A 20,416-nucleotide genomic window follows, 5' to 3' on the forward strand; every position below is an offset into this window, starting at 1 on the left:
CGGCGCCCACGTCAGCGGCCACGCAGTACCCTCGTGCGCATGCCGGTGAGCGCCCGAGAAGGCACCCGATTCCGTCGCACCGCGAAGCAGGGCCGCCGCGCCCGCTCACGCGGCATCGTCGCTGTCGCCGCGCTGCTGTGCGCGGCCGTGGTCACCGCGGGTTGCGCGGACAAGCACGACGACGCGAGCACGATCATCCGCACCACGACCAATATCGCCGGTGCGGGCGTGGTCGGCGCGGCCAGGGACACCGCGACCGCCTGCCCGCTGCCGAGCGCACCCGATCCCGCCGCGGGCGCGACCCGCACGGTCACCCATGCCGGTGGGGTCTCCGAGGTCCCCGCCGACCCGCAGCGCATCGTCGTGCTCACCAGTTCGGCGCTCGACGCGGCCTGCGCGGTCGGCCTGTGGGAGCGGGTCGCCGGCGCGGTCACCCTCGACGGCGAACGCCCGCAGCCGATGTACCTGGGCTACGGCGTGCTGAAGGTACCCAGCGTCGGCCCGATCGGGCAGCCCGATCCCGCGCGCATCGCGGAACTGAAGCCCGACCTGATCCTCGGCGATGTCGCCCCGGCGGGTGGTTACGAGGCGCTGAGCGCGATCGCCCCGACCGTGCTGGTCGGCACCGGTGGTAGCTGGCAGTCCGATTTCGCGGCCTACGCCTCAGGCATGGGCCGCCGCGGCGCCGCCGACACCGCCCTGCAGACCTACCTGACCGAGGCCCGTGACCTCGGCAAAACGCTGAACGCGAGCCAGTCGCAAGCCTCGGTGCTGCGCTTCACCGCCGACACCACCCAGGTCCAGGGCAGCGAGACCTTCGCGGCCCAGGTCCTGTCCGACGTCGGCGTCCAGCGCCCCACCGCCCAGCGCGGCACCTCCTTCGACATCGGCGCCGCCGACCTGGCCACCAAGGCCGAGGGCGACCTCATCTACGTGATGTTCGCGGGCAAGGCCGGCGAGGACCACGGCAAACAGGTCCTGCGCTCGGACCAGTTCACCGAACTCAGCGCCTCCACCGACCGCCGCGTCTTCGCCGTCGACGACAGCATCTGGCACACCACCGGCCTCACCGCCGCCCGCGCCGTCCTCACCGACCTGCGCAACAGCCTCAACGGCTACGTCACCGACTGACCGGGAGCGTCGGTCGCACCGACCCACCGTCACGGCCCCAGTGATACCGTGGATATCCAAGGCTGGAACATCGGATATCCGACGAGGTGAGTGCGGTGGGAACATCCAAGACTCCGATCGAGATCGACCAGGAAGCACTGGCGATCGCCGCCGAGGTTCTCGGCACCAAGACCAAGAAGGACACCGTCAACGCGGCTCTGCGCGAGGTCGGCCAGCGTCTCGTACGGATGCGCGCTCTCGCCGCTCTGGGCGAGATGGCCGACCGCGGTGACTTCGACGAGTACCTCGGCAACAAGTCCGCCTACCGTCGGTGACGCCGGCCATCTACCTCGTCGACACGTCAGGGTTGTTCCGCATCGCTACGGAGCCGTACCGGAAGTCATGGGCAGACCAGCTGACCGCGGGTGTGGTCGCGATCTGCCCGATCGTCGAGCTGGAGTTTCTCTACTCGGCCCGATCGCTGGCAGACCGGCTGGAGCGGCAACGACATCTTCGCGACCTTTTCGGCTGGGTCACCATGCCGGACCGCGTCGTCGAACGCGCAGCCGAAGTACAGCAACTGATGACCGAACAGGGTCTGCATCGGTCGGCAGGGCCTGTCGACCTGCTCATCGCCGCTACCGCCGAGCATCACCGATTGACGATCCTCTGCGACGACAAGGATTTCACGGCCGTGGCCCGCGTCACCGGACAACCGGTCACGTTTGTCACGCCTTGTGACGCCCCGTGAATTCGCCGAAGCCGGGGTCCCAGCCCCGCCGGGCTCCCAGCGAACCCCCAGGGTGTTCCCAGCTCCGGCGCAGTGCCCGCGCCTACCGTCGTCGACGACACGGTATGAGCGAAGGAGCAGCATGGACGACCACGACCTCGGACTCGGGCACGATCTGCGGGTGATGTCGCGCAGGCGGGTGCTCGGCATGATCGGCGCCGCGGGCGTGGCGGCCGCGGCGGCGGGCTGCGCGGCGGCGACGGACTCGGGTGTCGCCGCGGACACCGCGGCGGACTCGGCGATCCCGGCAGCGGCGCCTCAGGAAACAGCGGGCCCCTACCCTGGTGACGGGTCCAACGGCCCCAATGTCCTGATCGAGTCGGGCGTGGTGCGCTCCGACATCACCCGCAGTTTCGGATCGTATTCCGGTGTCGCCCAGGGTGTTCCGATGACTCTCACCCTGAACCTGCGTGACCTCACCAAGAATGCCGCGGGCGCGGGCATGGCGGTCTACGTCTGGCATTGCGACCGCGAGGGCCGCTACTCCCTCTACAGCGAAGGCGTCACCGACCAGAACTATCTGCGCGGCGTCCAGGTAGCCGACGACAACGGCACCGTCCGCTTCACCTCGATCTTCCCCGCCTGCTACGCGGGCCGCTGGCCCCACATCCACTTCGAGGTCTACGACTCCCTCGCCACCGCGGTAGCGGGCGACAACGCCCGCCTCACCTCCCAGATCGCCCTCCCCCAGGACGCCTGCGAGTCCGTCTTCGCCGCCGACTCCGGCTACTCGGCCAGCATCGAGAACATATCCGGCGTCAGCTTGTCCTCGGACAATGTCTTCGGCGACGGCTGGGACGCCGAACTGGCCACCGTCACCGGAACTCCGGCCACCACCATGGCCGTCTCCCTGACGGTCGGTGTCGCCGAGAAGTCACAGAACGCCCAGTCCGGCAACGGTTCTCCCGGATCCCCTCCGGGCGGCGGAGCCCCGGGTTCGATGCCCGGCGGCGGCCCCGACGGTTCACCACCGCCCGGCGGCCCGGCGCCACGCTGACAGCGCGCTAGACCGGGGCCGTCGGCCACCACTGCTCGTAGAGTTCGCGGCCGGTGGTCAGGCCGTAGGCCTGGAGCTCACAGAAGTCGCGGTCGGGGCTGTCGAAGCGGACCTCGATGTTCCCGACCTGTGTTCGGTACTGGTCGGGGTTCGTCCGGAATACCGCGGTTCCCGAACTCGCTGTTCGCGTCCAGGTTTCGAGTTCATCCCGGCTTGCTTGCGTGGCCGCCCGCCCGAGCGGTGACCGGTCGGTGCGGCATTTCACCATGAGCCACCAGACTGTCTCGTTGTCGCCGGTGCAGACGATCGCCGGCTGCTGCGCGTCGTCGACCGATGCGCAGGTCAGGCCGAGGTAGCCGGGCGCAGACGGCGCGGACGGCAGCAACTCGGGGAACGCGGCGACGATGAAATCCGAACTGCCCCAAGGAGACACGGGAAGCCGCGTGGTGGGCTGCACGGCAGCCGTCGTCGCGGGTGCGCCGCCGGGGGAACCGACGGCGACGAGCGTTGCCGTCACCGCGAGCACGGCGACTGCCGCGACAGCGGCCTGCCGAATCCGGCGCACCCGGCGAAATGACGTGCCGCCGAGCGTATCCCGCGCCGCCTCGGCCAATTCGCCACAGCTCGCGTACCGTTGCGCCGGATCTTTGGCCAGCGCCCGCGCGATCACCGCGTCCAGCGCGACCGGCAGCGCGGGCGCGGCTCGGCTGGGGCGTGGCGGCCGTGCGGACAACTGGGCGTGCAGCATCGCGGCGGTCGTCTCGCGCGGATAGGGCACCTGCCCGGTCACCAGGTGATACAGCGTCGCACCGAGACCGTAGACATCGGCGCGGCGATCCAGCGGGCCGCCGGTGATCTGTTCGGGAGCGGCATACGCGGGCGTCGCGGCCACTGTGCCGGTCGCCGTGGTGTCGCCGACTTCCTTGGCGATCCCGAAATCGGCGACAAGCACCCGATCGTCCCGGGTCACCAGAATGTTGGCGGGCTTCACATCGCGGTGAAGCAGACCGGCCGCGTGCGCCGCGTCCAGACCACGCGCCGCGGCGGCCACGATCGCGATCGCCCGCTCCGCGGGCAGTCCGCCTTCCCGGACCAGCTCGGCGGCATCGCGTCCGTCGACGCATTGCATGGCGATCCAGAGCAGGTCGCCGTCCTCGCCGCTGTCGTAGATCGCCACCACATTGGGGTGGTCGAGCCGGGAAGCCAGCCTGGCCTCCCGCCGGAATCGATCCCGGAACCCGCCGACGGCACTGCGCGGTCCCGCCATGATCTTGAGCGCGTCGTGGCGGGGCAAGCGTGGATGCCGGGCCAGATACACCGCGCCGGTGCCACCGGCCCCGAGCCGTCGCTCGATCCGATATCCGGCGACGACCGTGCCGGACGGTAGCTCTCGCATCGCCCTACCGACTGTTGACCAGCAGGACGTACTGGGCAGCGGCCCGGCGTCGCACGAACGTCTCGTCCGGACCGATCACCGTCGCCACATATTCGCCATCGAGCAGGTAGCAACGGTGGTAGGGATCGGCGCCATGGAATTCGATGCGGTAGCAGTGCGCGTCCGGGACAGCGGCGGGCGCGGTGATCACCGTGCGATCGCCGTCACCGGATTCGGCGATCGACCGCACGATCATGTCGTAATAGCGCCGCGCGCTGTTCGCGTCCCGGAGCCGGTAGAGGGTCTCCACACCGGCCACCGCCTCCCGCTCGATCCCGTACTCGCGTTGCTCGCCGCGCGCTTCGTGATCGACGGCGCCGGGACCGAGGACGACGCCGCCGATCATCCGAAGCCCGATGGCGACGGTGACTTCGTCGAAGTAGTTCTCGCGGCGGCTCAGGGACGGGTAGGTCCACTGTTCCGAGCGCAGAGGAAGCATGCGGCGCAGCATCGCATCCGGATCCAGCGGCAGGGCGCTCAGCTGTTCGGCGCGGGTCGGCACAAACTGGTCCAGTCTCGGCAACTGGGCGTCGAGTGCGGTCGCCGCCACCGTCGCCAAGGCGGTCGCGTCGGGCTCGGGTAGCCGGATGTAGAGCGCCACCAGGAAGGAACCGTGCGCGGCGTACACGCCGAGCGTCGGCAGGCCGGGACGCCAATGACTGTGCACTCCTTCATATCCGGGGATCTCGACGGCTTGATTGCCGGGCCCCGCCGCGAAATCGGCGGCCCCGACTTCCCGCGCGGCCGATGCCGCCGCGGCGGCGTCGGGAAAGCTGAGCACGGTCACCCGCGTCAGCGTCGACCGTGCGGCGAGCGTCGTTCGTTCGCCACCGGTGTCGGCCGCGGTCACCGAATACCCTGCCACCATGCCGTGTTCGGCGAGGACAGGCCGGGCGGCGGCCGCGAGGATGCCGACCGAGGCCAGCGGGGTCGGAACCAGCGCCGTCACCGAGTACAGAAGGGTGGAATCGAGGTCGACCGGGTGGATCACCGCCTCGGCGATCCGTACCGACTCGAGAATTCGACCGTAGGCGGCGTTGCCGTTGTCCGGCACCGCGAGCGGGCTCGTATTCCAGTGTCCGACATCGAGTCCCGCGAAATCCGGGGTGGCGGGTCGCGGTGTCCCCGGCAGCGTCTCGCCACAGCCCGCGAGCAGACCCGCGACGAGGATCGGCGGCAGCCACCGCAGCAGTCGGCTAGAGCGGCGCATCGATCCACCACTTCTCGAACAGGTCGCGACCGGCGATCTCGTTGTAGCCGAACGAGTAGAGGTAGCAGAAGTTCCGGTCGGGGCTGTCGAAGGTGACCATCATCCCGTAGATGTATCCGTTCGCGGTCGTGCCGTCACCCCACACCGCCGTGCCGGATTCGGCACCTTTGGTCCAGCGTTGTTCGCCGCGCTGGGAGCCGAAGACGAAGTTGGGTTTCGGCCGTGGTGTGCGCTGTGTCGTGCAGGTGACGGCCACCATTTCGAGTGGATCGCCGTCGCCGTCACAGCGCAGGGTGGCCAGCTCGCCGGGTGCGCGATTGAGCGCGACGCTGGTGGTCGCGTCCTTGGAATCCACTGCCCGGCAGAACATTCCCCGATAGCCGAGCGCAAGCGGGAACGACGGCAGCAGATTCGGGAACTGGGCCGCCACGAAGCTGTAGACACCCCAGGGCCCGGAGTCGTCGGCGATCGGAGCCGGGGCAGGCGAGCTCGACGGCGCGGCGACCGACGACGGCGCCGACGACGGCCACACCGTCAACCCGAGGACCACCGCGACGACGAGGGCGGTCACCGCACCCGCCACCAGGACTCGCTGCCTGCGACGCGGATTCGGCAGCTCCGGCTCCGGTTCGCCGTGCAACGCCGCGTTCGCCGCCTCGGCCAGCGCGCCACAACTGGGGTAGCGGTCGCGCGGCTCCTTGGCCATGGCCCGGGCGATGACCGCGTCGAACCGCGGGGACAGCGCCGGTTTCACCGCACTCGGGCGGGGTGGCGGCGCGGTCAGATGCGCGTACATCATCGTGACCGGATCGTCGCGCAGAAACGGGACCGTCCCGGTCAGCAGGTGGAACAGGGTGGCGCCGAGGGCGTACACGTCGGCGCGGTGATCGATCGCGCCGCCCTCGAGTTGTTCGGGGGCCGCGTAGGCGAAGGTGGCCAGGATGGTGCCTTCTGCGGTGAGCGCGGTGGATTGTTCGACCGCGCGCGCGATCCCGAAATCGGTGACCAGCACCCGGTCCGGCTCCCCGTCTCGCACGGAGACCAGGATGTTGGCCGGCTTCACGTCGCGATGCAGCAGTCCGGCCGCATGCGCGGCGTCCAAACCCCTGGCCGCTTCGGTGACGATGTGCACTGCGCGCTCCGCGGACAGACCACGGCGGGCGACCTCGGACGCGTCGCTACCGGACACGAACTGCATCGCGATCCACAGCTGCCCGTCGGACACCCCGCGGTCGATGACCGAGACGACATTCGGATGCTGCAGGCGCGCAGCCAATTCGGCCTCGCGCAGAAACCGCGCCCGGCTCTCGGCGTCGTCCTCGCCCGTGAGCACCTTCAGTGCGACAGACCGAGCCAACTGCGGCTGGCGAGCCAGATACACCGCACCCATGCCACCCGCGCCGAGCTGCCGCACAATGCGATACCCGGCGAATTCCTCACCCGGCCGCAACACCGCGACCGTCACCCCGCGCAGCCGTCAGCTCAGCACGGCCCAGAATTCGGCGCGCCACCATTCCCCCCGAGCTCCGATCAGCGAATCACCCTCTCGGCGAACGCGTTCCGAAGATTAACACGCCCCTACCCCGAATTCGCGCCGGCAAACCTCGACTTCGCTCAGTCCGTCGAGCGGGCAGCCGCAGCCGCCAATCCCAGATGGACGATGTCGGTGAACGTGGTGAGATCCCTGATCAGGGTGTCGATCTCGCCGGTGGAGCCCGCGCCGGTCTGATGCAACCAGTCTGCGACGGTGTCGAAGAGGCCGCCGATGGTGGAGACCGCGAGGGCGTGCAGGTCGATGCCGATGCCGCCGTCCGGAACGAAACCGTATTCGCGCCAGAGGGTTTCGAGGAATTGGGCGGCCCAGCGGCGGTTGACGCGGCGCTGCTGTTCCACCTTGGCCGAGATGCCACTGGCTTCGCCGAAGGTCACCTGGGCGACGCGGGGGTCGTCGACGAGGGCGTGGGCGAAGGCGGCGACGACGGTGGAGATCACCTCGTGGCGGTCGCCGGTGCATTCGGCCAGTGCGGTGGCGACCTCGGTTTGCGCGCGTTCGCTGAGCTGCTGGAGCAGGGCCAGGTAGCAGGACTCCTTGCTGTCGAACAGTTCGTAGAAGGCTTTATTGCCGACGAAGGCGGTCTGGCAGATCTGCTCGATCGCGGTGTTGACGTACCCCTCGGCGGCGATCAGTTCGAACGCGGCCGCCAGGATCTGCTCGCGCCTGCGCGCGCGGCGTTGCTCGGCGTCCAGACCCTGGATGCGCCGGGAGCGAGGCTGAGTCTTCTCGGTCGACGTCACGCAGCTCAGCCTACCGATCACGCAATAAGAACAAGAACTCTTGTTCTGAACAAGAGAACCTGCTGTAATCGGGATCACCTAGTGAAGGAGATGCCATGCAGCGCAGCACGGCCACCTACCGATCCCGGCGCCTCGGCGCCACCGCCCTGCTCAGCGTCGCGGTGCTGGCACTGGCCGCGCGCCCCGCCGTCGCCGAGGACTTCGAACTGCCGCCGCTGCCGAACGAGGCACAGGTGTATCCGGCGGTCGTGCCGCTGCCGACACCGCAGAACGACCCCTGGTACGACGATCCGGCCGACTTCGGCGGCTACGCCAACGGCGATGTCATCCGCAGCCGCGTCGTGCAGACCTACACGCTCGGCATCCCCGTCCCGGTGCACACCACCCAGCTGCTGTTCCGCAGTACCGATGCCCAGGACAACCCGCTCGCGACCGCGACCACGGTGCTCGTGCCCGGCATTCCGTGGCTGGGTCCCGGTGCGCGCCCGCTGATTTCGTATCAGGAGGCGATCGACAGCCTCGGTCAGCAGTGCAATCCCTCGTACACGCTGCGGGCGGGAATCCAGAAGGAAGTCGCGCTGATGGCGCAGTTCCTGGCCGCGGGCGCCGCGGTGGTCGTCACCGATTTCGACGGCAAGCGGAACACGATCATGTCCCCGGCCGAGGGCCGGATGGTGCTCGACGGTATCCGCGCGGCGCAGCGCGGCGGCCTCGGTCTCGCAGCGTCGCCGGTGGGCCTGTGGGGCTATTCCGGTGGGGGCAATTCCTCGGCGTCGGCGGCCGAACAGCGCCGCCACTACGCCCCTGAGCTCGACATCCGGGGCAGCGCCCAGGGCGGCATCCCGGGTGACAAGGTCGCGATCGCGCCGTTCGCCATCTCGGGTCAGCAGCCGCAGGCCAACTTCACCGGCTGGCTCGCCATCCTAGGCCTGGCCCGCGAATACCCCGAGTTCGATCAGGCGTTGCAGCGGTACCTCACTCCGGAGGGACACCAGGTCGCCCGCGATCTGGAGAACCGCTGCCTTTACACCGCCGTCGCCTCCACCCTGCTGCGCCCGGTCGTCGACTATCTGACCGATCCGCAGGCGGCGCTGGCCGCGGCGCACGAAGCGCTGTCGGCGGCGAGCTTCGGCCGCCCCGAGAACACCCCCGACATTCCCCTGCTCATGTGGCATTCGACCACCGATCAGTTGCTGCCCGCCGAACTGGCCATCGACGACATCGCCACCGCCTACTGTGCGCGCGGGGTGAATCTGCGCATGTTCTGGGTGCCGATGTCGGAGCACATCAGTGCCGAGATCGTTCCCGAGATCGGGACCGTCGCCTGGCTGCTCGCGGTAACCGCGGGCGCGGACCCGGGGCCGCGGGTATGTTGAGCCGTTCTCGCGCGGCTACCTGGGCACGTGCCGCGAGCACAGCGGCACGACAGCTCCGTGTCATGCAGCGGGCCGGACTCGTCGACTTGCGGCGTCCCGATCAGCTCGTCCGCACCGCCCGTGCGATGCGCGTTTTCGGCCCGATCGCCGGCGGCATCCGCACCTCGGCGCGGCGCACACCGCATCGGATCGCGCTGGTCGACGGTGCTCGGCGGGTCAGCTATCGCGAACTCGATCAGCGCAGTGACGCGATCGCGGCCCGCTGGCACGCGGACGGCCTGACCGCGCGGGACACCATCGGGGTGCTGTGCCCCGACGGGCTGCCGCTGGTCGAAACCATGGCCGCCGCAGGGAAACTCGGTGCGCGGCTGGTGCTGCTCAACACCGGTTTCGGTGCGGCGCAACTGCGTGATGTGCTGGCCAGGGAACAGGTCGGGGCCCTCGTGCTCGACCAGAGCCTGTCCGCTCTCGGCGGTGAGCTGGCCGACGGCATCACTCTGCTCGATACCGCGGGTGCCGATCCGGGAACCCGGGCGCCCGTCCCGGCCGAGCAGGGCGGTTTCGTCCTGCTCACCGGCGGTACCACCGGAACGCCGAAGGGTGCGCCGCGACGGGTCGAATCGCCCTTGGCCGGTGCGCAATTCGTCGATCGGGTGCCGTTGCGTCGCGGGCAGACCATGCTGTTGTGCGCGCCGCTGTTCCACGGCACGGCGCTCTCGCAGTTCATTCTGGCGCTGAATCTGGGCTCGACCATCGTGGTGCACGGCCGGTTCGATGCCCACCGGGCGCTCACCCAGATCGGCGAGCATCGTGCCGACATGGTGGTGCTGGTACCGACGATGCTGCGCCGCATTCTCGATCTCGGCCCAGAAGTGTTGTCCGCCACCGACACCAGCTCGCTGCGGATCGTGTTCACGGCGGGCGCCGCGCTACCCTCGTCGCTGGGCACCAGGGCGATCGAGTCGTTCGGCCCGGTCATCTACAACTTCTACGGCTGCACCGAGACCGGCACCGCCACCATCGCCACCCCCGAGGACTGGATCGCCGCTCCCGGCACGGTGGGTAGACCGCCGGTCGGCATCACCGTGGCGCTCTACGACGGTGACACCAGGGTCAGCGAGCCGGGAATCGTCGGCACCGTCCATGTCGGCAACTCGATCGCCTTCCACGGCTACTCCGGCGGCGGCTCCAAACAGCTCAGGGGCGGCCTGATGAGCACCGGCGATCTCGGCCATTTCGACGCCGCCGGAAGGCTTTTCATCGACGGCAGGGACGACGACATGATCGTCTCCGGCGGCGAGAACGTCTTTCCCGGCGAGGTCGAGGACCTGCTCTACCGGCATCCGGACGTCACCGAGGCCGCGGTGATCGGCGTCCCCGACGAGGAGTTCGGGCAGCGCCTCGCCGCCTTCGTCGTCCGTGCGGGTGACCTCGACGCCGACGCGGTCCGCGCGTATGTGAAATCCCATCTGGCCCGGTTCAAAGCTCCCCGTGACGTGGTGTTCGTCGACGAACTCCCGCGCACGCCGACCGGGAAGATCGACCGTCGCGGCCTGTCCGCGCTGCACTGACCCGGTGGTGGCGACGAGGGGCCGCCACCACCGTCAGCTCGCGGCGCGCTGTGCCGTCGCCCACCCCTCGAGCGCGGCGGCCAGCACGGGCCCGATCGTTCGCAGCGCGGCCGCGCCGGTGATGTCCCAGTGGGTGGCGTCGACGGCGACATCGCGGATGTTCCCGGCGATGTGGTCCCGCCACGCCCCGGCTGCTCTGCCCTCGCCGCGGTCGTCGCGGTCCGCGGTGAAGAACAGCAGGTCACCGTGGAAAACGCGGGGGCGATGTGCCGCACCGATCACCTGGGCGTGCAGGATGCCCGCGAAGAGCCGGCGCACCCGTTCCTCGGTCAGCTCGTCGAACGGGCCGGGCAGGTTCGACACCAGTGCGACGGCGTCCTCCGGCGTGAAATCGGTGACGGGCGTGGCGAGTTCGTGTTCGGTGCCGAACTGTCCGAGCAGGTCGCCGACGGTCACCGGCGCCTCGCTGCGGTAGCCGACGTCGCCGACGAAGGAGTCCAGCATCGCCAGCACGTCGACCTGCTCCCCCAGATCCTGCAATCGCACGGCCATGGCGTGCGCGATCACGCCGCCGACGCACCAGCCGAGCAGCCGGTACGGTCCGTGCGGCTGGACGGCGCGAATTCTGGTCACGTAGTCGGCGGCGAGCGCGTCGATCGACTCGGGCGGCGGCGCGTCCTCGACGATCGCCGGGGATTGCACGCCGTACAGCGGGCAGTCCAGCTCGGTGGACAGACCGGCGAAACTCCAGGACAGGCCGACCACCGGATGGACGCAGAACAGCGGTGCGCCGCTACCACGCGCGCGGAGGGCGAGCACCGGCGCCAGCGCCGATTCCTCGCCGGTGTCCTCGGCGATCCGGCGTGCCAGACCGGCCGGGGACGGATCACTGAACAGCCAGGCCAGGGCGACCTCGGCCGGCAATTCGGAGCGCAGCCGCGCTACCAACCTGGTCGCGACCATCGAGTTGCCGCCGAGGTCGAAGAACGAATCGTCGGCGCCGACCCGATCGCGACCGAGCAACTCGGCGAACACCGCCGCGATCCGCTGCTCTACCGCGCCCCGGGGCGCGCGGTAGGCACGATCGGAGCTGAACGCGGGGCTCGGCAACCGGCCGAGATCGAGTTTCCCGTTCGCGGTGAGGGGCAGCGCGTCGATGACGACGACCGCCGCGGGGACCTGATGCTCGGGCAGCCGATCACGCAGCTGCGCGCGGACCCCGTTACCTGTGAGCGGTGTGTACCCGCCCCCGGTGATCGCGTTGTTGGTGACCGCGGAGTTCCCGGCATCGATGATCGCACCGTTGCCACCGCCGGTGATCGCACCTTTCCTGCCACCCGGCACGACATAGCCGACCAGCTGGGGACCGGTCGCCGGATCATCGCGCACCACCACGGCGGCGGCGCCGACACCCGGGCAATCCAGCAGTGCCACTTCGACTTCGGCGGGCTCGATGCGGAAACCGCGAATCTTCACCTGCCGATCCGCGCGCCCGAAGTGTTCGAGTGTGCCCTCGCGTGTCCACCGGCCGAGGTCACCCGAGCGGTACAGGACACCGCCCACGGAACCGGGATTCGCGACGAACCGGGTCGCGGTCAGACCGGGCCGGCGCAGGTAGCCGCGCGTCACCTGCGCACCGGCGACGTAGATCTCGCCGACGACACCCGTCGGCACCGGCCGCAACCGGTCGTCGAGAATCTGCACGGTGAGTCCGTCGAGCGGCCGGCCGACCGGGCTGCCCGCCCGGGTGTGAGCACCGGTGGCAATCCTCGTGTGCGTGACGTGCACCGTGGTCTCGGTGATGCCGAACATGTTGACCAGTGCGGGACCTGAGGCGCCGTGCCGACCGATCCAAGCGGCGAGCCGTCGCGGATCGAGGGCCTCACCACCGAAGACGATGCTGCGCAACGCAAGTCGAGCACCGGTGGCACGAGCATCGGCGTCGTCCAGCCCGGCGAAGGCGGATGGGGTCTGACCGAGCACCGAAACCCGCTCGCGGACAAGGAGCTCCCGCAGCTGCTCCGGTGAGCGCGCGGTGTCCTTGTCGATGACGACGAGCGTCGCACCGGTCGTGAGCGCACCCCACAGTTCCCACACCGAGAAGTCGAACGCGACCGAATGGAACAGCGCCCACACATCGGTGGACCGGGTCGACAGGACGCGCCGGGTCCGCTCGAGCAGCGCGACGACCTGACGATGCTCGACCGCCACCCCTTTCGGTGCCCCCGTCGAGCCGGAGGTGTAGATCACGTACGCGACGTTGTCCGCCCGGGCACTGCGGACCGGTTCGGTTCGGGTCACCGCCCCCTGTCCCGGCTCGTCGACCCCGAGTACGGTCAAGCCCGCCGCGATCACACATACCGGCCGAGCATCGGCCAGCAGATAGTCGATCCGGTCGCGGGGATAGTCGGGATCGACGGGAACATAGGCCGCCCCGCTGCGCACCACCGCGACGATCGCCACGACCAGGTCGGCCGAGCGAGGCATGAGGACGGCGACCCGACGCTCCGGACCTGCCCCGGCCGCCATCAGTTCCCTGGCTAGGGCGGCGCTGCGGTCGTCGAGTTCCCCGTAGGTCACGGTGGTTTCGCCTGCACGGATCGCTACCGCATTCCGATGACGGTGCGCGGCAAGGTCGAACAGATCGCCCAGTGTCCGCTGGTCGGTGCGGATCGGCGCGGGGGCCCGCACTGCCGATGGGCCGGTCTCGTCGATCAGGTCGATGTCGCCGACCGCTGCCGACGGGTTCGCGGTAACCGCGCGGGTGATCCGCTCCACGGTGTGGATGAGCTGGTCGATCGTCTCGCGGTCGAAAAGATCGGTCGCGTAGGTGATTGCCACGCCGATGGTGGCCGCGGCAGGGTCCGACATCGTCAGCTGGAGGTCGAATTTCGCCGGGGATTCGACCGGGTCGACGGGTTCGACTGTCAGTCCGCCCAGGTCGGTTCCGACCGTGCCCGCATCGGTCGCGGCGGTGAGCACCACCTGGAACAGCGGGTGGTGTGCGCGGGTGCGGGGCGGGTCCAGCGCCTCGACGACCCGTTCGAACGGGATGTCGGCGTTGGCCAGTGCGCCGAGGTCGATGTCGCGGGCGCGGGTGAGCAACGCTGTGAAGGGGTCGGCCGGGTCGACCGTCATGCGCAGCACGACCATGTTGACGAACATGCCTACGAGATCGTCGAGTTCTGGTCCGGCGCGCCCGGCCACCGGTGTGCCGATGGCGATATCCGCGCCGCCACCGGAGCGGGCCAGTGCCACCGCGAGTATCGCGTGCAGCACCATGAACTGGGTCGCGCCGTGCGCCACCGCGATCCGGCGGATCCGGGCGGTGAGCTCGGCGTCGAATTCGAAGGTGCTCACCGCACCGCGCCCGGACGCGACCGGCGGATGCGGGCGGTCGACCGGCAGTTCCAGTCGCGGAGCCAGTCCGGCGAGCCTGGCCCGCCAATACCGCAGCTGCCCGTCAAGCATCGCCGCACCGTTGTCGTGCGTGATCCAGTCCCACTGCGCCAGTGCGTAATCGACGTACGAGACGGGCAGCGGCGCAAGCGCGCGTGCGAGCGGCCCACTTTCCCCTCGGGCCCAATCCGCCTCGGGCGCCGGATCTGCCTCGGCCGCCGGATCTGCCGCGAGCACCCGACCTGCCCCGGGCACCGAATCCGCTGCGAGCACCCGTCGTGCCTCGGGTGCCGAACCCGCCCCAGGCACCCGATCTGCCTCAGGCACCACACCCGCCGCGAGTGCCGGATCGGCGGAGGTGCCAGCTGTCGGGAAACTCGCTCGGCGACACCCGGTCTGACGTAGGTGCGCCGTGTACGCGCCGAGCAGATCCCGCAGCAGTGGACCGAGCGACCAGCCGTCGGCGCTGATGTGGTGGACGACAACGGCCAGCACATGATCGTCCTCGCCCAGGGCGAAAAGACGTGTCCGCAGCGGCAATTCGGTGGTGAGATCGAAACCGTCCGTTCCGAACTCGGCCAGCGCGGCAGTGAGCTCGGCCGCCTGGAGTGGAACCGTGGCGAGAGCGGTACGCGCGCGATCGATCGGCAGAATGTGCTGGCTGCCGACGCCGTCCTCGTCGAGGTAGAGCGTGCGCAGCGGTTCGTGCCGTTCGACCACATCATCGAATGCGGCTCGCAGCGCGGCGACCGAGAGCGGCCCGCGCAGCCGCACCGCCAGCGCGATGTTGTCCGCCGGTGACCGGTGGTCGAGCCGGTTCAGGACCCACAAGCGTTGCTGGGCAGGAGCAAGGGGCAGCGATGCGGGCCGACCGCGGCGGGTCACCGGGGGCCGCGGCGCGGTCTTCGACAGGTGCCGTACCGCCACCGCGAGCCGCGCCACCGTCGGCGCGTCGAACACGGTGCGCACCGGGACGTGCTTGCCGGTCGCCGCCGCCAATCGCGCGCCGAGCTGGGCGGCGAGCAGGGAGTTGCCGCCCAGGGCGAAGAAGTCGTCGTCGACACCGACGGATTCCACGCCGAGCAGACCGGCGATGACGGTGCCGACCAGCCGTTCGACCGAATCCGTCGGCGCCGGACCACCGTTCGACGCGAACACCGGGGCGGGCAACGCGGCCCGGTCGACCTTGCCGACGGGGGTCAGCGGTAGCTCGTCGAGGACAACCACCGCCGCGGGCACCGCGTGCGCGGCGAGCCGTTCCCGCGCGAACGTCAGAAGCGCGCCGGTATCGACGGCGCGCCCCGGCTCCGGCGTCACATAGCTCACCGGAACCAGCGCACCCGCCGGGGTCCGCCACCCGGTCGTGATAGCGGAGCGGACGGCCTCATGTCCGGTGAGCACCGCGTCGATCTCGCCCGGCTCGAGCCGGATGCCGAGCACCTTGAGCTGAAAATCCGTGCGGCCGAGGAATTCCAGTGTCATGCCGTCGTCGGCACGCACCCGGACCAGATCGCCGGTGCGATACATTCGCGCGCCCGCCGGATCGAAAGGATCGGCCACGAAGCGCGTCGCGGTCGCACCCGGCCTGCGCCGGTAGCCGCGCGCGACACCAGGCCCGGACAGGTACAGCTCACCGGGCTCGCCGGGCGGCACCGGACGTAACCGCTCGTCGAGGATCCGCGCCGACCAGCCGTCGAACACCGGACCGAGCACGACCGGCCCGCCCGCCACCAGCCGCGCTGCGGTGACGACCACGGTCGTCTCGGTCGGGCCGTAGCTGTTCACGTAAGTCCGGCCGGGCGCCCAGCGGGCGACCAGCGCCGGATCGGAGACATCACCGCCCACCACCAGTCCACGCAGCGTCACGTGCCGGTTCGGGTCGAGGGTCGCCAGCACGCCCGGCGTGAGCACCGCGTGGGTGACGCGCTGCCCCGCGATCAGCTCGTCGAGCTCACCGCCACCGGTGATCTCCGGTGGCACGATGATCGCGGTCGCGCCGTGGGTGAAGGTCAGGACGAGTTCGTGCACGAAGATGTCGAAACCCGGTGAGGCAGAATGCAATACGCGCGCGTTCCGCAGGGGGCCGAGCCGTGCAGACACCTCGGCGACCAGCGGCGCCAGACCGCGATGGGTCACCGCGACGGATTTCGGCGCACCGGTCGACCCGGAGGTGTAGAGGACGTAGGCGAGCTGATCGAGGTGTGTCGGCCGGACGCGATCGGCGTCGGTGAGCGGAGCCGGATCGCGGTCGGCGCAGCGCCGCACGAGGTCCGGGTCGTCGAGCACCAGCCAGGTGATCCACGCGGGCAGGTCGGCGAGCATCGCCCGGGTGGTGATGCCGATCGTGGCGGCGGAGTCGGCCAGCAGATAGCGTCGCCGGGCCTGCGGCTGGCGCAGGTCCATCGGCAGAATCGCGGCGCCGGTCGCCGCGACCGCGCACACCGCCCGCACCAGCTCCGCCGAGCGCGGCAGCGCCAGCACCACTACGGTTTCCGGGCCGACCGCGTGCGCGATCAGCTCCCTGGCGAGCCGATTCGCCGAGTCGGCGAGGGCCGCGTAGGTCCAGGTACAGCCACCGTCGACAATGGCGATGCGGTCGCCGGTGCCGCCGCGACCGAGGATCGCACCGAGCGTGGCCTGCTGTCCGATCGCGGTCATCTCCCGATTAGATCCGCAACCACGCAGCTCGGAAAAGCCCGATTTCCATGGGCAAACCGCAGGTAGCGGCGTGATTGCTATCATGGCGGACAGTGATCCATGACGTCGCGCCGTCCCCGGTGCCGTTGCTCCGTCGCCGCCGTACGAGGAGGAAACATGGTTGCGCACTCCGAGGGCGATGTCCCGCCCACCTCCGACAATGCCGCCGATCTGGATCTCCCGTGGGCGCCGCGTGACCACGAATGGAACGGTCACCGCGCCGAGCACGACGCGCTCGAATGGGCCAAGGGCGATCCGCGCAAGCTGGCCGGCATCTATCTGTACCGGCAGCCCGGCGGGAACCCGGCGACCGAGGCCGACTACAAGTTCCCGGTCGCCGACATCATCGACGGACAGCCCACCCGGGTCTTCCACGCCGTCACCAATGCCGCGGCCCGGCTCGATCAAGCCGACATCTCCGAAGCGGACCGCGACCGGGTGAAGCACCGGATCTCCGCGCTCTACCTGGACGCGGCGAAAGCCTTCGACGACCCGGATCTGCGGGCACCGTGGGATCGCTGAGTCAGCGCAGACCCCGGAAGAACGCGCGGATATCCCCGACCAGCAGGTCCGGCGCCTCCATCGCCGCGAAATGCCCGCCACGGTCGAACTCCGACCAGTGCACGATGTCGGCATTGCCCTCGGCGTAACGGCGGATCGCGACGTCTTCGGCGAAGACCGCGACACCGGTCGGCGTAGTCAACGGCGAGGTGGGCCAGGAGCGGGTGTGCATCGCCTCGTAGTAGAGGGCGGCCGAGGAGCCCGCGGTGCCGGTCAGCCAGTAGAGCATCACATTGGTGAGCAGGCGATCACGGTCCACCGCCGCCTCGGGGAGGCCGTCGGCCGGGAACGTCCACTCCTTGAACTTCTCGACGATCCAGGCGAGCTGGCCGATCGGTGAATCGTGCAGGCCGTAGGCCAGCGTCTGCGGACGGGTCGACTGGATGCGGAAGTAGCCGCTGCCCTCGCTCTTGAACAGCTCGAGCCGGTCCAGCCGGGCGAGCTCGGCCTCGGTCATCGTCGCCTTCTCCGCATCGGAGACCGGACCGAACGGGATGAACCCGAACGTCGCGGCATTGACGTGGATGCCGATCACCCGGTCACCGCCAGCGCGCCCGACCTCCGGGGTGATGAACGCGCCCCAGTCGCCACCCTGGGCCCCATACCGCTCGTAGCCGAGCCTGCTCATCAATTCGACCCACGCCGCGGCGATCCTGGGCGCGTTCCAGCCGGGTTCGGTTACCGGACCGGAGAATCCGTACCCGGGCAGGGAGGGGATCACCAGGTGGAAGGCGTCGGCAGGGTCGCCGCCGTGGGCGCCGGGGTCGGTGAGCGGGCCGATCACGTCGAGGAATTCGACGACCGACCCCGGCCAGCCGTGCGTGAGGAGCAACGGCGTCGCCTCCGGCCGCGTGGAGCGCACATGCAGGAAATGGATCCGCTGGCCATCGATTTCGGTGACGAACTGCGGATACGTGTTCAGCTCCGCCTCGGCGGCCCGCCAGTCGTAGGTGGTGCGCCAATACTCGGCTAGTTCCCGCAGATACTCCACCGGCACACCGCGACTCCATTCCGCGCCTGGCTGCTGGTCGGGCCAGCGCGCCTCGGTCAACCTGCGGTGCAGGTCATCCAGGTCCGACTGGGCGGTGTCGATGTGGAACGGGACGATCTCGCTACTCATACCGACGACGCTACGGACCGCAGCGGACGACTTCGGCCCCATCGCCGCGGACAGCGGAACGGCGGCGGATCGCTCCGCCGCCGTTTCCGGCGTTTCAGTCCGCGATGTCGCGCGCCGCCGTCTCGATCAGGTCGGTCACCGGCCCCGGCTGCGAGGCCAGCGACGCGTGGCTCGCGGCGAGTTCGATGGTCTTGCGCGGGTTCATCCGCGCGGCCATCCGGCGCTCGTTGTCCGGATGGATCATCCGGTCTTCCGTGGACACCTGATACCAGCTGGGCTTCGCCTTCCACGCGGGCGCTGTCACCGTGTCACCGAAGGTCGAGGCGAGCGGTGCCTTCTGTGTCACCGCCATCACCAGCGCCTCGTCGGAAGTCAGGTCCTGACAGAAGCTTTCGCGGAACTTGTCCTGCGCGATCCACAGGTAGCCGTCCGAATCCGGCGCGATATCGGCGAACGCGGCGGGCGGCTGCTCCTGACTGATCGCACCGGGGCTCTCCCCCGCATCGGGCGCGAAGGCCGCGACATAGACCAAGCCCGCGACATTGGGCAGGTCACCGGCCTCGGTGATCACCGCACCACCGTAGGAGTGCCCGACCAGGAGTACCGGGCCGTCGACCTGGGCGACCATCTTCCTGGTCCGCTCGGCGTCCTCGGCCAGCGAGGTGAGCGGGTTCTCGACCGCGTGCTGCGCCGAATAGCCACGCCGGTTCAACTCCACGATCACCTTCGCCCAATGCGCGGCACCACCCCAGAAACCATGAACCAGAACGATTGTCGGCTTGGCGGCCATGTCATTCCTCTCTGCCGGTCGGGTTCGCGCCGATTGACGCGACGAGCAAGATCCACGATATTTGGATGATGAGGCAAATACCATGACTGTTAGGCCGGGAAATTTTGCCGATCAACCGGCCGCTGGCAGTCCCCTCGCACCCGATACCGAGCTGGACGCCCTGTCGGACATCCTGCACACCGTCCGGCTGCGCGGCGATCGGCTCGTCCGGTGCGCGCCCCCGGCACCGTTCGCGATCGCGATTCCGAGTGGTATTCGCCTGCTGCACATCGCCGAGCGAGGCGACCTCGAGCTCCACGTCGACGGACAGTCGTTCATCCTGCGCGAGGGCGATATGGCATTGCTCGCCCGCGGGGATCGCCACGTGCTCAGCGCCGGATCGCCCGCTCCCGCCGAGCGCGATCTCACCGCCGCCGACAGTTTCCGCCGCGTGCAGGACCTGACGGATCCGGCGACGCCGCGCTGGGTCACCGGCACTTTCGGGGTCGAGGAAACGATCGCCGATCCGTTGCTGTCGGTATTGCCCGCCGCGGTACTGATCCGCGCCGGCGCCGATCGCGACTGGCTGACGCTGAGTCTGCAACTACTCGTCGTCGAGGTCACCGACGCCAGACCCGGTGCCGGCGTGATGATCTCGCGCATCCTGGACCTGCTGTTCATCCACGCGCTGCGTGCCTGGTCCGCCGACGACGCCGCCCCCGGCTGGCTGACCGCGGCGCTGGATCCCGCCTTCGGCCCGGTCCTCACCACGATCCACAACCACCCCGACCGCCAGTGGCAGGTCGCCGAACTCGCGGCACTGGCCAGCCTGTCCCGCTCCACCTTCACCGAACGATTCACCCGGCTACTCGGCCGATCCCCCGGCGCCTACGTCACCGACCGGCGTCTCGAACACGCCGCCCATCTGCTCGCTTCGACCACCGAACCGGTCGGCCGCGTCGCCGGCGCCGTCGGCTATCACTCCGAGGCCGCCTTCAACCGCGCCTTCCACCGCCGCTACGGCATGCCACCCCTGCGCTGGCGCAAGCGCGCACAATGACCGACGGCGGCGCACCCGAGTAGGTG

The 20,416-nt window shown here is 69.7% G+C and carries 15 protein-coding genes; 8 read left to right on the forward strand and 7 right to left on the reverse strand.

The window, feature by feature from the left end:
- Nucleotides 1-39 precede the first annotated feature (39 nt).
- The 4 genes from ACWF9G_RS32315 (at nt 40) to ACWF9G_RS32330 (ending at nt 2,897) form a co-directional block, all read left to right on the forward strand.
- Entirely contained in the window at nt 40-1,131 is a 1,092-nt protein-coding gene (locus ACWF9G_RS32315) for an ABC transporter substrate-binding protein (protein ID WP_452519925.1), read from the forward strand.
- Nucleotides 1,132-1,226: 95 nt separating this feature from the next.
- Nucleotides 1,227-1,445 (forward strand): type II toxin-antitoxin system VapB family antitoxin, encoded by a 219-nt coding sequence (locus ACWF9G_RS32320; RefSeq protein WP_452519926.1) that lies wholly within the window; start codon nt 1,227-1,229, stop codon nt 1,443-1,445.
- Nucleotides 1,442-1,861, forward strand: a complete 420-nt coding sequence (locus tag ACWF9G_RS32325) for a PIN domain nuclease (protein WP_379305311.1) — start codon at nt 1,442-1,444, stop codon at nt 1,859-1,861. Before ACWF9G_RS32320 ends, ACWF9G_RS32325 begins: the two co-directional genes overlap by 4 nt.
- A 121-nt stretch (nt 1,862-1,982) precedes the next feature.
- A complete protein-coding gene (locus tag ACWF9G_RS32330) occupies nt 1,983-2,897 on the forward strand; it encodes a dioxygenase family protein (RefSeq protein WP_452519928.1) in 915 nt (304 codons plus the stop codon).
- Between the two features lie 7 nt (nt 2,898-2,904).
- On the opposite strand, the gene ACWF9G_RS32335 is transcribed toward ACWF9G_RS32330, so the two are convergent.
- The 4 genes from ACWF9G_RS32335 to ACWF9G_RS32350 form a co-directional block, all read right to left on the reverse strand.
- Entirely contained in the window at nt 2,905-4,293 is a 1,389-nt protein-coding gene (locus tag ACWF9G_RS32335; RefSeq protein WP_452519929.1) for a serine/threonine-protein kinase, read from the reverse strand.
- Between the two features lie 4 nt (nt 4,294-4,297).
- Nucleotides 4,298-5,542, reverse strand: a complete 1,245-nt coding sequence (locus tag ACWF9G_RS32340; RefSeq protein ID WP_452519930.1) for a DUF7373 family lipoprotein — start codon at nt 5,540-5,542, stop codon at nt 4,298-4,300.
- Nucleotides 5,529-7,007 carry a serine/threonine-protein kinase gene (locus ACWF9G_RS32345; protein ID WP_452519931.1) on the reverse strand — a complete coding sequence of 493 codons (1,479 nt, stop codon included), beginning with the start codon at nt 7,005-7,007 and terminating at the stop codon, nt 5,529-5,531. The genes ACWF9G_RS32340 and ACWF9G_RS32345 overlap by 14 nt, the downstream gene beginning before the upstream one ends.
- 149 nt (nt 7,008-7,156) lie before the next feature.
- A complete protein-coding gene (locus ACWF9G_RS32350) occupies nt 7,157-7,837 on the reverse strand; it encodes a TetR/AcrR family transcriptional regulator (protein ID WP_452519933.1) in 681 nt (226 codons plus the stop codon).
- A gap of 95 nt (nt 7,838-7,932) precedes the next feature.
- Between ACWF9G_RS32350 and ACWF9G_RS32355 the strand changes: the two genes are divergently transcribed.
- On the forward strand, nt 7,933-9,213 hold the full coding sequence (locus tag ACWF9G_RS32355; RefSeq protein ID WP_452519935.1) for a lipase family protein: 1,281 nt from the start codon (nt 7,933-7,935) through the stop codon (nt 9,211-9,213).
- A 62-nt stretch (nt 9,214-9,275) separates the two neighbouring features.
- Entirely contained in the window at nt 9,276-10,784 is a 1,509-nt protein-coding gene (locus tag ACWF9G_RS32360) for an AMP-binding protein (protein ID WP_452519937.1), read from the forward strand.
- A 33-nt stretch (nt 10,785-10,817) separates the two neighbouring features.
- Here ACWF9G_RS32360 and ACWF9G_RS32365 read toward each other — a convergent pair whose 3' ends face one another.
- Nucleotides 10,818-16,925: an amino acid adenylation domain-containing protein gene (locus ACWF9G_RS32365; protein WP_452519938.1), complete on the reverse strand. Its 6,108-nt coding sequence runs from the start codon at nt 16,923-16,925 to the stop codon at nt 10,818-10,820.
- 72 nt (nt 16,926-16,997) lie between these two features.
- On the opposite strand from ACWF9G_RS32365, the gene ACWF9G_RS32370 reads away from it, so the two are divergent.
- Nucleotides 16,998-17,402, forward strand: a complete 405-nt coding sequence (locus ACWF9G_RS32370; protein WP_379305328.1) for a hypothetical protein — start codon at nt 16,998-17,000, stop codon at nt 17,400-17,402.
- A gap of 1 nt (nt 17,403) precedes the next feature.
- On the opposite strand, the gene ACWF9G_RS32375 is transcribed toward ACWF9G_RS32370, so the two are convergent.
- Nucleotides 17,404-18,561 (reverse strand): epoxide hydrolase family protein, encoded by a 1,158-nt coding sequence (locus tag ACWF9G_RS32375; RefSeq protein ID WP_452519940.1) that lies wholly within the window; start codon nt 18,559-18,561, stop codon nt 17,404-17,406.
- A 94-nt stretch (nt 18,562-18,655) separates the two neighbouring features.
- Nucleotides 18,656-19,351, reverse strand: a complete 696-nt coding sequence (locus ACWF9G_RS32380; protein ID WP_379305332.1) for an alpha/beta hydrolase — start codon at nt 19,349-19,351, stop codon at nt 18,656-18,658.
- 82 nt (nt 19,352-19,433) lie between these two features.
- Between ACWF9G_RS32380 and ACWF9G_RS32385 the strand changes: the two genes are divergently transcribed.
- Nucleotides 19,434-20,390 (forward strand): cupin domain-containing protein, encoded by a 957-nt coding sequence (locus ACWF9G_RS32385; protein ID WP_452519942.1) that lies wholly within the window; start codon nt 19,434-19,436, stop codon nt 20,388-20,390.
- The last annotated feature ends 26 nt before the right edge of the window (nt 20,391-20,416 follow it).

Source organism: Nocardia sp. NPDC055029 (genome assembly GCF_053608525.1).

Coding starts and splice junctions, on each gene's coding strand:
- ACWF9G_RS32360 (WP_452519937.1), top strand. CDS start 9,276: ATGCAGCGGGCCGGACTCGTCGACTTGCGGCGTCCCGATCAGCTCGTC.
- ACWF9G_RS32330 (WP_452519928.1), top strand. CDS start 1,983: ATGGACGACCACGACCTCGGACTCGGGCACGATCTGCGGGTGATGTCG.
- ACWF9G_RS32340 (WP_452519930.1), bottom strand. CDS start 5,542: ATGCGCCGCTCTAGCCGACTGCTGCGGTGGCTGCCGCCGATCCTCGTC.
- ACWF9G_RS32370 (WP_379305328.1), top strand. CDS start 16,998: ATGGTTGCGCACTCCGAGGGCGATGTCCCGCCCACCTCCGACAATGCC.
- ACWF9G_RS32315 (WP_452519925.1), top strand. CDS start 40: ATGCCGGTGAGCGCCCGAGAAGGCACCCGATTCCGTCGCACCGCGAAG.
- ACWF9G_RS32380 (WP_379305332.1), bottom strand. CDS start 19,351: ATGGCCGCCAAGCCGACAATCGTTCTGGTTCATGGTTTCTGGGGTGGT.
- ACWF9G_RS32385 (WP_452519942.1), top strand. CDS start 19,434: ATGACTGTTAGGCCGGGAAATTTTGCCGATCAACCGGCCGCTGGCAGT.
- ACWF9G_RS32375 (WP_452519940.1), bottom strand. CDS start 18,561: ATGAGTAGCGAGATCGTCCCGTTCCACATCGACACCGCCCAGTCGGAC.
- ACWF9G_RS32335 (WP_452519929.1), bottom strand. CDS start 4,293: ATGCGAGAGCTACCGTCCGGCACGGTCGTCGCCGGATATCGGATCGAG.
- ACWF9G_RS32355 (WP_452519935.1), top strand. CDS start 7,933: ATGCAGCGCAGCACGGCCACCTACCGATCCCGGCGCCTCGGCGCCACC.
- ACWF9G_RS32365 (WP_452519938.1), bottom strand. CDS start 16,925: ATGATAGCAATCACGCCGCTACCTGCGGTTTGCCCATGGAAATCGGGC.